The 13,388-nt window shown below is 67.7% G+C and carries 11 protein-coding genes; 3 read left to right on the top strand and 8 right to left on the bottom strand.

What is annotated here, in order from left to right; translation table 11 throughout:
• The 3 genes from VGV37_RS16195 to VGV37_RS16185 form a co-directional block, all read right to left on the bottom strand.
• On the bottom strand, positions 1–2,140 hold a 2,140-nt coding region (locus VGV37_RS16195; protein ID WP_326880734.1), incomplete at its 3' end, for a HAMP domain-containing methyl-accepting chemotaxis protein.
• Between the two features lie 287 nt (positions 2,141–2,427).
• Entirely contained in the window at positions 2,428–3,225 is a 798-nt protein-coding gene (locus VGV37_RS16190; RefSeq protein WP_326880733.1) for a shikimate dehydrogenase, read from the bottom strand.
• 24 nt (positions 3,226–3,249) lie between these two features.
• Entirely contained in the window at positions 3,250–3,951 is a 702-nt protein-coding gene (locus VGV37_RS16185; RefSeq protein ID WP_326880736.1) for a FadR/GntR family transcriptional regulator, read from the bottom strand.
• 162 nt (positions 3,952–4,113) lie between these two features.
• Here VGV37_RS16185 and VGV37_RS16180 point away from each other — a divergent pair, with 162 nt between their 5' ends.
• The 3 genes from VGV37_RS16180 (at position 4,114) to VGV37_RS16170 (ending at position 8,049) form a co-directional block, all read left to right on the top strand.
• Positions 4,114–5,007 carry an SMP-30/gluconolactonase/LRE family protein gene (locus VGV37_RS16180; protein ID WP_326880732.1) on the top strand — a complete coding sequence of 298 codons (894 nt, stop codon included), beginning with the start codon at positions 4,114–4,116 and terminating at the stop codon, positions 5,005–5,007.
• Between the two features lie 108 nt (positions 5,008–5,115).
• Positions 5,116–6,135: a TRAP transporter substrate-binding protein gene (locus VGV37_RS16175; protein WP_326880731.1), complete on the top strand. Its 1,020-nt coding sequence runs from the start codon at positions 5,116–5,118 to the stop codon at positions 6,133–6,135.
• 51 nt (positions 6,136–6,186) lie between these two features.
• Positions 6,187–8,049, top strand: a complete 1,863-nt coding sequence (locus VGV37_RS16170; RefSeq protein ID WP_326880730.1) for a TRAP transporter large permease subunit — start codon at positions 6,187–6,189, stop codon at positions 8,047–8,049.
• Here the strand turns inward: VGV37_RS16170 and VGV37_RS16165 are convergent.
• The 5 genes from VGV37_RS16165 to VGV37_RS16145 form a co-directional block, all read right to left on the bottom strand.
• Positions 8,042–9,286, bottom strand: coding sequence for a TCR/Tet family MFS transporter (locus VGV37_RS16165; protein WP_326880729.1), 1,245 nt, complete (start codon positions 9,284–9,286; stop codon positions 8,042–8,044). The two genes, VGV37_RS16170 and VGV37_RS16165, sit on opposite strands and share 8 nt — an antisense overlap.
• A gap of 78 nt (positions 9,287–9,364) precedes the next feature.
• Positions 9,365–10,231, bottom strand: a complete 867-nt coding sequence (locus VGV37_RS16160) for a helix-turn-helix domain-containing protein (protein WP_326880728.1) — start codon at positions 10,229–10,231, stop codon at positions 9,365–9,367.
• Positions 10,228–12,231: a response regulator gene (locus VGV37_RS16155; RefSeq protein WP_326880727.1), complete on the bottom strand. Its 2,004-nt coding sequence runs from the start codon at positions 12,229–12,231 to the stop codon at positions 10,228–10,230. The genes VGV37_RS16160 and VGV37_RS16155 overlap by 4 nt, the downstream gene beginning before the upstream one ends.
• 10 nt (positions 12,232–12,241) lie before the next feature.
• Positions 12,242–12,850, bottom strand: a complete 609-nt coding sequence (locus VGV37_RS16150; RefSeq protein ID WP_326880726.1) for a chemotaxis protein CheC — start codon at positions 12,848–12,850, stop codon at positions 12,242–12,244.
• 12 nt (positions 12,851–12,862) lie between these two features.
• A complete protein-coding gene (locus tag VGV37_RS16145; protein WP_326880725.1) occupies positions 12,863–13,213 on the bottom strand; it encodes a response regulator in 351 nt (116 codons plus the stop codon).
• Between the last annotated feature and the right edge of the window lie 175 nt (positions 13,214–13,388).

The following is a 13,388-nucleotide window of genomic DNA, read 5'->3' as shown; positions in this document are numbered from 1 at the left end:
ACGCCGCGCGGATCTGGGAAAGGAAGTCCTCGACCTTGCGTTCGAGCGTGTCGGACTGGTGGGACAGTTCGCCGGCGGCGTTCAGCACCTGACCGGCGGCGGAGCCGGTCTCGCCGGCCGCGAGCGTGACCGCGCCGATCTTCTGGGCGACCACCCCGGTGCCGTCGGCCGCATGGGTCACGTTGCGCGAGATCTCTTCGGTCGCCGCACTCTGCTCCTCGACCGCCGCCGCGATCGCGGTCGCGATCTCGTTGATCTCGCCGATGGTCTGGCCGATGCCCTTGATGGCGCCGACCGCGGCCCCGGTCGCGGTCTGGATCGCCGTGATCTGCTGGGCGATCTCGTCGGTCGCCCGCGCCGTCTGCGCCGCCAGGTTCTTGACCTCGGACGCCACCACGGCAAAGCCCTTGCCGGCATCGCCGGCGCGCGCCGCCTCGATCGTGGCATTGAGCGCCAAGAGGTTCGTCTGGCTCGCGATCTGGCTGATCAGTGCCACGACCTCGCCGATCTTCTGGGCGCTGTCGGCCAGCGCATTGACCGTGCCGCCGGTCGCCTCCGCCTGGCTCGCCGCCTGGCCCGCTATGCGCGCCGAGCGGCTGACCTGGCTGCCGATCTCGCGGATCGAGGCCGCCAGTTCCGCCGAGGCTGATGCCACGGTCTGCACGTCTTCCAGCGCGCCCTGGGTCGCTTCCGCCACCTCGGTCGATTGCGCGGACGCCCGGCTCGCCGTCTCGCTCAAGGTCTCGGCCGACGCCTGCAGCTCGACCGAGGCGGCCGATACCGCCGTCACCACGCCCTTCACACTCTCCTCGAACCCGTCGGCCAGTACCGCCAGCGCCGCCCGGCGCTCGCCCTCAGCCAGCGCCTTCGCCGCCTCCTGCGCCCGGCGCAGCCGGTCGACTTCCTGGGCATTGGTCCGGAACACGGCCAGCGCCTCGGCCATGGCGGTCAGTTCGTCGGCCCCGTCGATGGCGATTTCGGGACCGAGATCGCCGCCGGCGACCGCATGCATGGCGTCGCGCAGCTTGAGCATGCGCCGGATCAGGCTTCGGCTGACGTAGCGCCAGCCGATGAGGACGGCCGCCGCGATGCCGATCGCGGCCAGCAGCAATTGGAGATTCAGCGACAGGCGGATCTGGGCCCCCGCCGCCTTGATCGCGTCCTGGGCGGTATGGGACTGCAATTCGGCGAATTGGCCGAGCGCCTGGGCCAGTTCGTCGCTGACGGCGGTGCTGGAAGCCACCGCTTGGCCGACTGCCGCCTCGCGCTGCAGCTCGTCGCGCCGGGCCGCGACGATGCCATTTGCCGGTGCCGCGAATTCGAGCAGCGCCTCGCTCGCCGCCCCGAACGCCTGGGTCAGGTCGCTGTCCGGCAGCCCTTTCACCGCCCCCAGGGTCGAAGTGGCGACGCCGATCTGCGCCTCGATGCCGCGCAGGACATCCTCGTTCGGGGCGGCGGCCGCCGCGGCCAGCAGGCCCGAGAGCGTGGTCGCGTCGGCGGTCAGCTTCTGCGCCGTCAGCAGGGCGCCCACGTCGATCTTGTCGAGATCATCGAGCGCCGATTGCAGTTTCTTGGGATCGCCGGCCCCACCCAGGCCCGCGATGTGCCCGGCGAGTTGACTGCGCAACTGGGTGACGAGCGGGCCGGTCGTCGAAATCGTCGCCTGGCCGGTCAGGGCCATGTCGGTCGCCATGCCTTCTCGGTGGGCGCGGGCCTGGAGCCGTTGCGTGGCGCCTGCCTCGACCGCCTGCAGGCCGGCCGCGAACCGGTCGATCAATCGATTGAGCGTCACGGAGGCATCGCCGGCGCCCACCGCCGCGAGCCGCTCGGTCGCGAGCGACCGCAGGTTGGCGAGAGCGGTGTCGGCCTTCTTGACCAGGTCGGTGAAGACGGCCTGGTCGTTTGCCTGCGCCAGGGACCGCGTGGCGCCGACCAGCCCGTTGCTGGTGTCGAGCATGGTCTGGGCGATGAGCAGTTCCGGCAAGGTCGCGTCGCCGAACCGCCCGATCGTCGCCGATACGCTGCGGTTCGACAGGACCGAGGCCGCGGTACCGGCGACGCTGATGACCGCAACGGCCGCGAATGCCAACCAGAGACGAACCTGAATGCGCCGCAGCGCCGCGAAACCCACACCGACCATGCCGCCTCCACCCCGCCGCGTTCCGGCTCGCACTGAGGCGATCACCAATGACGCTTGAGAGTCAGAGTTGCATGGTCATCGTACAACTGTCAAATATCTACCCGTTGATGACTGCCGATCGACTTCTCGTGAAATCCTCTATTATATTGTGTTTGCTTATATTTTTATGTTCCGCTTGTTTCAGCTCGCCCGTCGAACACAATAATCACGTTCATCCACCCGCCCTATCACACGGGATTTGTACGACACCCATCCGATCAGGTCGTCGGAAGTGCCGGATCTGAGTGTCAGGGCCTGGGGATCCCGAAGAAATCCAGCACGAAGGGCGCCTGGTAGTCGAGCATCCGCTCGCCGAGCACGACCGGATTGCCTTGGGCGCGCGCCAGGCTGAGGAGGCGCGTTTCGCGGGGCTTCATGATCACTTCGGCCACGACCGCGCCCGGATCGACACGGGCCACGTCGAGCGGCAGCGGATCGTCCGCCCGCATGCCGAGCGGCGTGGCGTTGATGACGATCGGGAAGCCGGCCGGATCAGACGAGGGCGCCACGGTCGCCGCCTTGCCGTCCGTGCGCAGCCGGTCCACCAGGGCCGCGGCGCGAACGGGGTCCGCGTCGAAGACCGCGATCTCGCCGCAGCGATGCTCGACCAGCGCGAAGGCGATGGCGGCGCCCGCCCCGCCGGCACCGACCAGCAGCACGCGGCGACCGGCGACGTCATGGCCGGCGGTGCGGACCCCTTCGGCGAAGCCCAGGCCGTCGACCATCTCGCCGATCCAGCCGCCCTGCGGCCGGCGCCTGATGACGTTCACCGCGCCGGAACGTGCCGCCATCGGCGCCAGTTCGGCCAACAGCGGCAGGATCGCCATCTTATGCGGCACCGTGACGATCAGCCCGTCGAGATTGGCCAGGCGATAGAAGCCGTCGAGCGCCGTCTTGAGGTTTTCCGGAGCGACCTGGAAGGCCGTCATGCAGGCATCGAGCCCGGCCTCGGCGAACAGCCGGTTGAACACCATGGGCGCGCGAACCTGCGCGATCGGCTCGCCCATGATGGCATAGAGCCGCGTCTGTCCTGTGATTTCCGGCAATTCTCAACTCCAGCAGATAGTCGATCAGGCGGTCTCGCGGGCGATCGCCAGATAGCGCACGCGACCCGCTTCGAGATGGGCCCGGGTGGTTTGCCGCGCTGCGTCCGGGTCGGAGGCCACGATCGCAGCGTGGATCGCGCGATGCTCGGCCTGGACCTGGTCGAGATAGTCGCGCCGGACGCGCGGGTTCTCGATACCGGCCCGCACGGTCTGACGAGGGATCAGCACGGTGCCGAGGAAGCGCATGAAACGCTCGAAATAGGGATTGCCGGTCGCCCGCGCGATCGACAGGTGGAACTCGTAGTCTGCCTCGATCGCCGCGTCGCCAGCCCGCACCGCCGCGTCGATCCGGTCGAGGCAGAGGCCGATCTCTTCCAGGCCGTGGTCGTCGCGCTCGATCGCCGCCAGGCCTGCAGCCTCGACCTCGACCGCGAGGCGGAGCTGCAGCACGTTCAGTACCTCGGCGATCGACTTCAGGTCGTCGGACACGATGCGGAACGGCTTGCCGGTCGGATTCTGCGCCACGAAGGCGCCGGAGCCCTGGCGGGTCACGACCAGCCCCTCGGCCTTCAGGCTCGCCACCGCCTCGCGGACGACGGTGCGGCTGACGTCGAACCGGGCCATCAGCTCCTGTTCGGTCGGCAGGCGCTCGGTCGGCTTGTAGCGACCGGCGCGGATCTCGGAACCCAGATGCTCGACCAATTGGGCGGTGCGGCTCAGGGGCACGGTCAAGGGAGAAAAAGCGGTCGGACTTCTGGCCATCGCATCACCATTGTTCCAGCAAGCGGAACGGAAAATGTATCTTGTCTGATAACATGGCAAATTGCCATCGCTCGTCCAGTCCTGTTATCTAACGGCTGATCACATCCGCATGATGGACCCCTGACCATGTCCGACACCCGATCCGAAGCCCGCCTGGTGCTCGACGCCCATGCCCTGGTCGGCGAAGGCCCGGTCTGGTGCGAGCGCGAGCAGGTCCTGTGGTGGGTCGACATCGACGGATTCCTGCTGCATCGGTTCGATCCGGCGACCGGCACGGATCGAACCTGGGCCTTGGGCGAGGAGATCGGTTGCCTGGCGCTGCGCGAGCAGGGCGGCCTGGTGCTGGCACTCAAGACCGGCTTCGCCCTGTTCGACCCGGCGACCGGCGCCGTCGAGCGACTGGTCGATCCGGAGGCCGATGAGCCGTGCAACCGCTTCAACGACGGCGCTTGCGACACGAGAGGCCGGTTCTGGGCCGGCACCATGCGCATGCACAAGCACGGCATCCAGCCGACCGGTGCGGTCTATCGGCTGGATCCCGACGGCCGCTGCACCAAACAGATGGGCGGGTTCTGGACGATCAACGGCATGGCATTCAGCCCCGATGGCACCCGATTCTATTTTTCCGACTCGACCGCCAAGATCCGCACCATCTGGGTCGCCGACTACGACCCGGACAGTGGCACGATGGGCGAGCGCCGGGTGTTCTTCGACACCAGGGACCTGGCCGGCCGCCCCGACGGCGGCGCCGTGGATGCCGAAGGATTCTATTGGATGGCCGGCATCACCGGCGGCGAACTGGTGCGCTTCACGCCGGAGGGCGCGGTCGACCGTATCGTGCCGATGCCGGTCAAGCGACCGACCAAGCTCGCGTTCGGCGGGGCCGACCTCACGACCGGCTTCGTCACCTCGCTCGGCGGCAACAATTGGCAGGACAACGGCGACGCTCCGGAAGCCGGTGGATTGTTCGCGCTGCCGCTCGGCGTCAAGGGCCTGAAGGCGAATCGTTTCGGCGGCTAGAACCGCCGGAAACCATTGACGCCCCAGTCCGCTTTGTGCTGAATATTTGTACGATAACCATACAAGTCCCGCGCCAATGATCGGGACGAGATCCTGGGAGGATTTTGAATGAGTGATTCGCGCTTCACGCGCCGCACCTTCGGGCTCGGCGCCGCCGCCGTCGCCGGTACCAGCCTCGCCATGCCCATGCTGTCACGGAGCGCCTTTGCCGCACCAGTGGCCTTGCGCATGTCTTCGTCTCTGCCGTCCGATCCGAATTCGGCCCATTGGGTCTGGTACGACCAGTTCTCCAAGAACCTGAAGGCCAAGGTCGGCGACCAGGTCACCGTCAATTATTTCCCGGACAATCAGCTGGGCAAGGAATCCGACATCGTCGGTCAGGTGAAGCTGGGCATCGTCGACATGATGATCTCCGGCTCGTCGATCTGGGCGACCGTGGCGCCCGAGGTCGGCGTGCTCGACCTGGGCTTCCTGTTCCCGACGCTCGAAGCGAGCGGCACGATGCTCGACGGCGTGGCCGGCCAGACGCTCAACAAGATCTTCGCCGACAAGGCCGGCGTCGAAGTGCTCGCCTGGGGCGTCAGCTTCGGCGGCCGCAACGTGACGGCGCGCGCGCCGGCACCGACACCGGCCGAGATCAAGGGCATGAAGCTGCGCGTGCTGCCTGTCCCGAATTTCGTGGCGACGCTCAAGGCGATGGGTGCCGCACCGACGCCGATGTCGCTGGGCGAGGTCTATACCGGCCTGCAGACCGGCGTGATCGACGGCGCCGAGCATGACGCGCCGACCGTGCTGGCGCTCAAATGGTACGAGGTCGCCAAGCACATCACCTTGACCAAGCATATCTACAATCCGCAGACCGCGATCATCAGCCAGCGCGCCCTGAAGAAGATCCCGGCGGACCTGCAGGGCCCGTTCAAGGAAGCGGCGGCCGAAGCGACCAAGTATCAACGCGGCAAGGCGGCCGAGGTGGAAGCCGCGGCCTTCGCGACGCTGAAGGGCAACGGCGTGACCACGGTCGAGGCCGATCGCGCCGCCTACAAGGCGCTGGTGCTGCCGCTGTGGGACGAGTTCGCCAAGCAATACCCGAACACCAAGCCGGTGCTCGACGCCATCGGCCACGGCTAGGACGGGTCTGGACACATGCTCGTGGAAACCGATCGGCGGATGGCGCCGTCGATGCCGCGTCCCTTGGCGGCCCGGGTCGCCCATGGCGGCATCCTGGTGCTGCGCCGGACCGTCGAGACCGTCGCGGCCCTGACGCTGCTGGCCGACCTGATCGTGGTCTGCCTGTCGGTCATCTATCGGTACGTGTTCCATGACCCGCTGCAATGGAGCGACGAGGTGGCGCGCGGCCTGCTCGTCCTCCTCGCCTTCACCGGCGGGGCGGCGGCGCTGGCCGAACGCCGCCATGTCGGCATCCAGGCGCTGCTGAGCCGGCTCAGTCCAGACCGGCGCGCCCTGGTCGAGGCCGCCGGCCTGTGGGTCGTCTTCGCGGTGGCCCTGTCACTGACCTGGTACGCCTGGGACTATAGCAGGACCGCTTCGGAACAGATCACGTCCTATGGTCTGCCCCAGAATCTGTTCATCTACCCCATGGTGCTCGGCGGCGCCGCGATGAGCCTGTTCGCCGCCGGGCACCTGCTCGAATGCCCGGGCCGGCCGCGGGCACTGGCGCTCGCCGGCCTGTGCCTGATCGTGGCCGTGCTCCTGGCCTGGCAGCTCTACCTGCCGGATTTCGCCCCCAGCCCGCTCGCCATGCTGCTGATCGGCTTTGCTCTGTGCCTGGCGGGCGGCGTGCCGATCGCCTTCGCGCTGTGCCTGGGTGCGCTGGCGTTCCTTGCGACCGACGGCGACATTCCGCTGGCCGTGTTCGCCCAGCAGGCCGCGGCCGGCATCGATAATTTCGTGCTGCTCGCCATTCCCTTCTTCGTGCTGACCGGCCTCGCCATGGAAGTGAACGGCATGTCGGTGCGGTTGATCGAGCTGCTGCGCCGCATGGTCGGCGAACGGCCTGGCGGGCTCGGCATCGTCACCGTGCTCAGCATGGTGCTGTTCTCGGGCATCTCCGGCTCGAAGCTGGCCGACGTCACCGCAGTCGGCACGGTCATGATCCCGGCCATGCGGCGGTCCGGCCAGGACCCGGCCGATGGCGTGGCATTGCTGGCGGCGAGCGCCATCATGGCCGAGACCATTCCGCCCTGCATCAACATGATCATCCTGGGCTATGTCGCCAACATCTCGATCGGCGGGCTGTTCGCAGCCGGCCTGGTGCCGGCGGGTTTCATGGCCCTGGTGCTGATCGGCGGCGTCCTGCTGATGTCGTCCAAGGCGAAACCGGCGGCCCTCGAGCCGACCGGCCGCACGCTGAAGCAGCTGATCTGGAGCGGCATCGTCAGCCTGGGCGTCATCGTCATCATCTTCGGCGGCTACCGATCCGGTTTCGCGACGGCGACCGAAGTCGCCGCCTTCGCCGTGTTCTATGCGATCGCGGTCGGTGCCCTGGTGTTCCGCGAGCTGACGATCGCCAAGACGGCCAAGCTGTTCGTCGGTGCCGCGACCTTGAGCGGCATGATCCTGTTCGTCGTCGCCGCCTCGCAGACCGTCGCCTTCGTGCTGACCATCGACCAGGTACCCCAGGGCCTGGCCCATGCGCTGATCGCGCTCAGCCATAGCCATGGCGGGGGCAGCTGGATCTTCATGCTGGTCTCGATCGCACTGCTGATCATCATGGGTGCGGCCCTCGAAGGCGCTCCGGCGCTGATCATCTTCGGGCCGCTGCTGCTGCCGGTCGCCCAACAGTTCGGCTTCGATCCGCTGCACTACGGCATCGTGCTGATCGTCGCCATGGGCATCGGCCTGTTCGCCCCGCCGCTCGGCCTCGGCCTCTACACCAGCTGCGCGGTCGGCGGCGTGCCGATCGAACAGACCGCCAAACCGATCGCAAAATACCTGCTGCTGATGCTGGCCTGCCTGCTGGTCCTGGCTTTCGTGCCGGAGATGACCCTGGCCGTGCCGCGGGCGATGGGTTTCATCAAGTAGCCGCCGGCACCGCGTGCCGGCGGGTCACCACCACGGCCATGGCCAGGGCGGCGATCAGGCAGAGCGACGCGATCAAATAGGGCAATCCCGGCTGGCCCCATGACACGCCCGGCCCGATGGCATAGGCGAAGGACAGGGTGTAGAGCCCCGGGCCGATCAGGCCGGCGATGCCGCGCACGCCCTGCAACGCGCCCTGCAGCTGACCCTGTTCGCCCGGCCCGACCCTGCTGCTGGTCAGCCCCTGGGCAGCGGCCCCGGCAACGCCCCACAACGCCATGACCGGTATGCCGATCCAGAATATCGTCCCCGTCCGGGCCAAACCATAGATCGCGAAGCCGATGGCACCGGCGGTCAGGCCGAACATCAGGGCGCGCCGCTCGCCCAGGCGTGCCACGATCGGGCCGATCAGGCCGCCCTGGACCACGGCGCTGCAGACACCGACGCCGGCCAAGGTCAAGCCGAGCATTCCCTGATCCCAATGGTAGCGGTAGCCGGCATAGATCACGAAAGCGGCCGGCAGCGACTCGTGGGCCAGATTGAACAGGAAGCTGACCGCGGCCAGACCCAAGAGCTCCGGATGGCTGCGCAGCAGGGTCAGCGCGCCGATCGGGTTGGCCCGGCGCCAGGAAAAGGCGCTGCGCCGGTCGCGCGGCAGGGATTCCGGCAGCACGAAGAAGCCATAGGCGGCGTTCAGCAGGCTGAAGCCGGCGGCGAACCAGAACGGCAGGCGCGGATCGAGATTGCCCAGCAGCCCGCCGATCGCCGGCCCGACGATGAAGCCGATGCCGAAGGCGGCACCGATCATGCCGAACGCCTTCGCCCGCTTTTCCGGCGGCGTCACGTCCGCGATATAGGCGAAAGCCGTGGTGATGCTGGCGGCCGTCACACCGGAAATCACCCGGCCGACGAACAGCCAGAGGATGTTGGGCGCCAAGGCCATCAGCACGTAATCGAGACCGAGGCCGAGGTTCGACAGCAGGATGACCGGTCGCCGGCCAACCCGGTCGGACAGGGACCCCAGGATCGGCCCGGCCAGGAACTGCATGAAGGCCCAGACCGTGCCGAACAGGCCTAGAATCTCGGCTCCATGGGCCGTGTCGCCATGCAGGAAATCGACCACCAGCTTGGGCAATACGGGAATGATGAGGCCGAGTGCCAGGATATCGAGCGTTACCGTGATGAGAATGAACGCGAGCGCCGGTGCCCGCGCCGCCGTCTGATGCTGTCCGTCCGCCACGATGCCATTCGCCTTTCGCTATTGTGGCGCGGAGCGTAAGTCGGCGTCGGCGGCGCTGTCTTGTATGGAATTTACCGCTCAATCGCCGATCACGCCGCCTTGGTCGGGCAGCAGCCGGCCAATGAAATCGCCCGGCGTGCTGCCGGCGAATTCGCGGAATTCGCGATTGAGATGGGCCTGATCGAAATAACCGCAATCGAGCGCGATATCGGCCCAGCGCCGGCCGTCGTCGCGGCTGAACAGCGCGACCGCCCGGCTGAAGCGCAAGACCCGGGCGATCGATTTCGGCGGCAACCCGATCCGCTGGCGGAACTGCGCGATCAGGTGGCGCGGCGAGCATTCGAGGGTGCGGGCGAGCACGCCGATCGGGATCAGGCCGCCGGACAGTTCCAGTTGCCCCCAGGCCCAGGCAATGCCGGGCGAAGACGCGGGCGCGGCGGCAAGCCGGTCGAGAAGGAAATCGTCGATCAGGGAAAATCGGTCGGACCACGACCGCGCTTCGCGCAGGCGCAGCTCCAACCGCAGGCCGGCCGGTCCCAGCAGGTCGCCCAGATCCACCACCCGGTCGGTCAGATCGGCCATCGGCCGCCGCAGGATGGCATGGGCACCGAGCGGCGTGAAATTCACTTGGACCCCAAGGGATGATCCGGTCGCCTGGACCAGCACGAAGCGCTCGTGCAAGCCGGCCATGAACGAGCCGAACCGGTCGGGCGCCCGGTCCGGGTGACGGGGATCGGGCATCAGGTAAGGCATGCCCAGGTTGAGGATCAGCGGGATGACGCCGGATGGCAACTCGCGCCGGCGGACGAAGCTGGTGCCGACCTCGGCCCAGCCCTCGTAGGCACCCGAGAGGTGGCCCGCGAGCCGCGGATCGGGTGCTCGGATCCAGCGCTCCCAGGTCCCGAGGACGGAGCTATGCCGGACATGGCGGATCGTCGCCGTCACACGGCACCCGCCTCGCCCTCGCGCGCGCCATGGACGATCGCGATCAGATCCTGGGGATCGAACGGCTTCGACAGGAAGCCGGTCATGCCCGCCTCGAGGCATTTGCGCCGCTCGTCGGCCAGTGCATGGGCCGTCACCGCAATGATCGGCAGGCCCGCCGCAGCGCCATGGGCACGGATGCGGCGGGTCGCCTCGTACCCGTCCATGATCGGCATCTGCAGGTCCATCAGCACGGCGATGAAGGCGGCACCCTCGCGGGTCGCGGCCGCGACGGCTTCGTATCCGTTAGCGGCGATCTCGACGGTGAAACCGGCGCGGCGCAGGGTTTCGCCCGCGACCAGCTGGTTGATTTCATTGTCTTCCGCCAACAGGACGCAGCCGAGATCGGGCACGGGTAACGGCGGCGGCTCCGGGACCGGCCAGGCCATGGGCGCCGCGACCTGGCGCCGGGTCAAGGCCTGGGCGACCAGCAGGCCCAGCGCCGCGCGGTCGACCGGCTTGACCAGCAGGCCGTCGATCGTCCGCATCGTCAGCGCCTCCTGGTAGCGTTCCCGCTCGCGGACCCCGGCCAGCAGCAGGATCTTCGTGCCGGCGACCTCCGGCCGCCCGCGGACCCAGCGCGCCGCTTCGAGGCCATCGATCCGCGGTGCCAGCCCGTCGATCAGCAACAGGTCCTGGGGTTCACCGCCCGCGGCGGCTTCGACCAGCGTCTCGACCGCGGTGAAACCATCCTCGACGCAGGTGACGGTCAGTCCCAGCGCTGCGAGCGACGACGCGAGGATGCGGCGGGCCGTCGGCTGGGCCACGGCCAACAGGACGCGCGCCGTCTGCTTCGGCCTCGCTGCCGGCTCCTCTTCGCTTCGATCGAAATCGGCGGTGAACCAAAACAGGCTGCCACGCCCGGGCACGCTCTCGACGCCGATCTCGCCGCCCATCAGGTCGACCAGGCGCTTGCTGATCGCGAGACCCAAGCCGGTGCCGCCGAAGCGGCGGGTCGTCGAGCCGTCGGCCTGGACGAACGGCCGGAACAGCCGGGCTTGCGCCGCTTCGTCGAGGCCGATGCCGGTATCCTCGACCCCGAAACGCAGGCGAACCCGGTCATCTGGCGCGGCGATCCGTTCGACGGTCAGCAGAATCTCGCCGCTGCTGGTGAATTTCGTGGCGTTGCTCAGCAGGTTGTTCAGGATCTGGCCGAGGCGCAGGCCGTCGCCGAGCAGGATCCGCGGCACGTCGGCCCGCGTCTCGACCAGCAGTTCCAGGCCCTTCTCGTCGGCGCGCACCGCAGCCAGATCGAGGACCAGCGCCACGATCTGGTCGATTTCGACCGGCGCGCGATCGAGCACCAGCTGCCCGGCCTCGACCTTCGAGAAATCCAGGATCTCGTTGATGATCGCCAGTAGGGATTCGGCGGAGTTGCGGATCTTGTCGAGATAATCGCGCTGGATCGGCCCGGTCTTGCTGTCGAGCAGCAGGTGGGTGAGGCCGATGACCGCGTTCATCGGCGTGCGGATCTCGTGGCTCATGTTGGCCAGGAACTCGCTCTTGGCGCGGTTCGCCCGGTCCGCCCCCTCGCGGGCTTCGGACAATTGTCGCTGGTTTTCGCGCAACAGCCGTTCCCGCATCGCGGCGGCCGTCTCGTCCCGGATCTGGATCAGGCAGAGCGGTTGGCCGGCGAGGACGACGGGCCGCACGACCACCGCCTGGACGATCGGCTGGCCGACCGCGTTCCTGAGCGGCAGGAGCGAAGGATTGAGCTGGCGCGACAGCACGGCCGCCTGGCCCGATTTCAGCGCGGCATCGATGACGGTTTCGAGCCGGGAGCCGGCGATCTCGGGGAACAGCGAGCCCAAAGCCTTGCCGCGCACCGCGTCGGCCGTCAACCCGGACCGGATCGCGAGCCAATCGTTCCAGGCCACGATCTGCCGGCCCCGGTCGATCAGGACGACGCCGAGATCGACCAGATCGACGAGCGGCGTAAGATCGGAAATCTCGGCGGCCATCGCGACGGCTTCAGATGATCGACGCGATGTAGTCGGCGACCAATTGCTGGAACATGCTGGCCGCCTGCATATCCATCAGGAACACGATATGTCCCTGGATGTCGCGCGACCGGATGGTGAAATCGATGGTCAGGACCAGGAGCACCGGTTCGTCGCCGGTCGTCTGCGGCAGGATGGTCGCGAGGTTCGCATGCAGCAGGACCGGGATCGAGGTCTCGATCTCGCCCACGAGCGAATCGGCGATGCTGGATAGGCAGCCGTTCAGGATGATGTTGCCGATCTCGACCAGCGCCTCCTGCTCGAGTTCGGTCACCTCTTCGGCCGTCAGGTTCTCGTCCAGCACCATGCGGACCAGATCCAGGCTCTTGGATTGGGGGAACAGCAGGGCGGCCGAGCCGGACAGCAGGCCGTTGAAGGTTTCGCGCACGGCGACCATCCGGTCGGACGACAGGGTGAGCCGTTCGTGGGCGGCCTCGCCATACAGCAGCTCCGCCGCGGGAACCGACAGCTGGATCTCTTCCTTGACCATGAGGCTGAGCGAGGCGGCGGCCCGGCCGACGCCGACGTTCATGATCTCTGTGACGGCATCCTGCTCCAGCGCTGACAGTTGGACGAACATGGCCGCCCTCCGTTACTTCACGGCATCGCGGATCGCGTCCGGCCGGAGCGGTTTTGGCAGGAAGATCATGCCCAGCGCATGGGCCCGCTGGACCACGCTGTCCTGGATGTTCGCGGTCAAGAGCGCCATGCGCAATTGCGGATGGGCGACACGCAGGCGTTCGGCCAGGCTCAGGCCGTTTTCCTCCGGCATGTTGTAGTCGATCAGCACAAGATCGAACGCCGTCTCGGCGACCAGTTCGAACACGCGCGGGATCTCACCCGTATCGGTCACGATCGCGTCGGGCAGCGCCTCGGCGATGATCCGTCGCGCCGCCATGCGGGCGACCTTGCTGTCGTCGAGCAGAAGAATGTTTACCGGCATGGCCTGACCAGAATCCTGGAACGTCGAGCGTCGGGACGGACGATCGAAAACGCGAGCTTCGCCCGGCCAAGATGAACGAACGATTGAGATGAGGCCGAACATGTCCGCCGGGACCAATTCTAGGCCCTCGTTCCCGATCGGACAACAGCGCCGCCGCCGCCCCTATTTCAGCGGA

Source organism: Aliidongia sp., assembly GCF_035943795.1.
Classification (GTDB): domain Bacteria; phylum Pseudomonadota; class Alphaproteobacteria; order ATCC43930; family CGMCC-115725; genus Aliidongia.
This window is presented reverse-complemented; position numbering and strand designations above follow the sequence as displayed.

Bases quoted from the DNA above. Each gene is read 5' to 3' on its own strand.
- VGV37_RS16170 (WP_326880730.1), top strand. From the start codon at position 6,187: ATGCCGCGTCCCTTGGCGGCCCGGGTCGCCCATGGCGGCATCCTGGTG.
- VGV37_RS16155 (WP_326880727.1), bottom strand. From the start codon at position 12,231: ATGGCCGCCGAGATTTCCGATCTTACGCCGCTCGTCGATCTGGTCGAT.
- VGV37_RS16150 (WP_326880726.1), bottom strand. From the start codon at position 12,850: ATGTTCGTCCAACTGTCAGCGCTGGAGCAGGATGCCGTCACAGAGATC.
- VGV37_RS16175 (WP_326880731.1), top strand. From the start codon at position 5,116: ATGAGTGATTCGCGCTTCACGCGCCGCACCTTCGGGCTCGGCGCCGCC.
- VGV37_RS16180 (WP_326880732.1), top strand. From the start codon at position 4,114: ATGTCCGACACCCGATCCGAAGCCCGCCTGGTGCTCGACGCCCATGCC.
- VGV37_RS16145 (WP_326880725.1), bottom strand. From the start codon at position 13,213: ATGCCGGTAAACATTCTTCTGCTCGACGACAGCAAGGTCGCCCGCATG.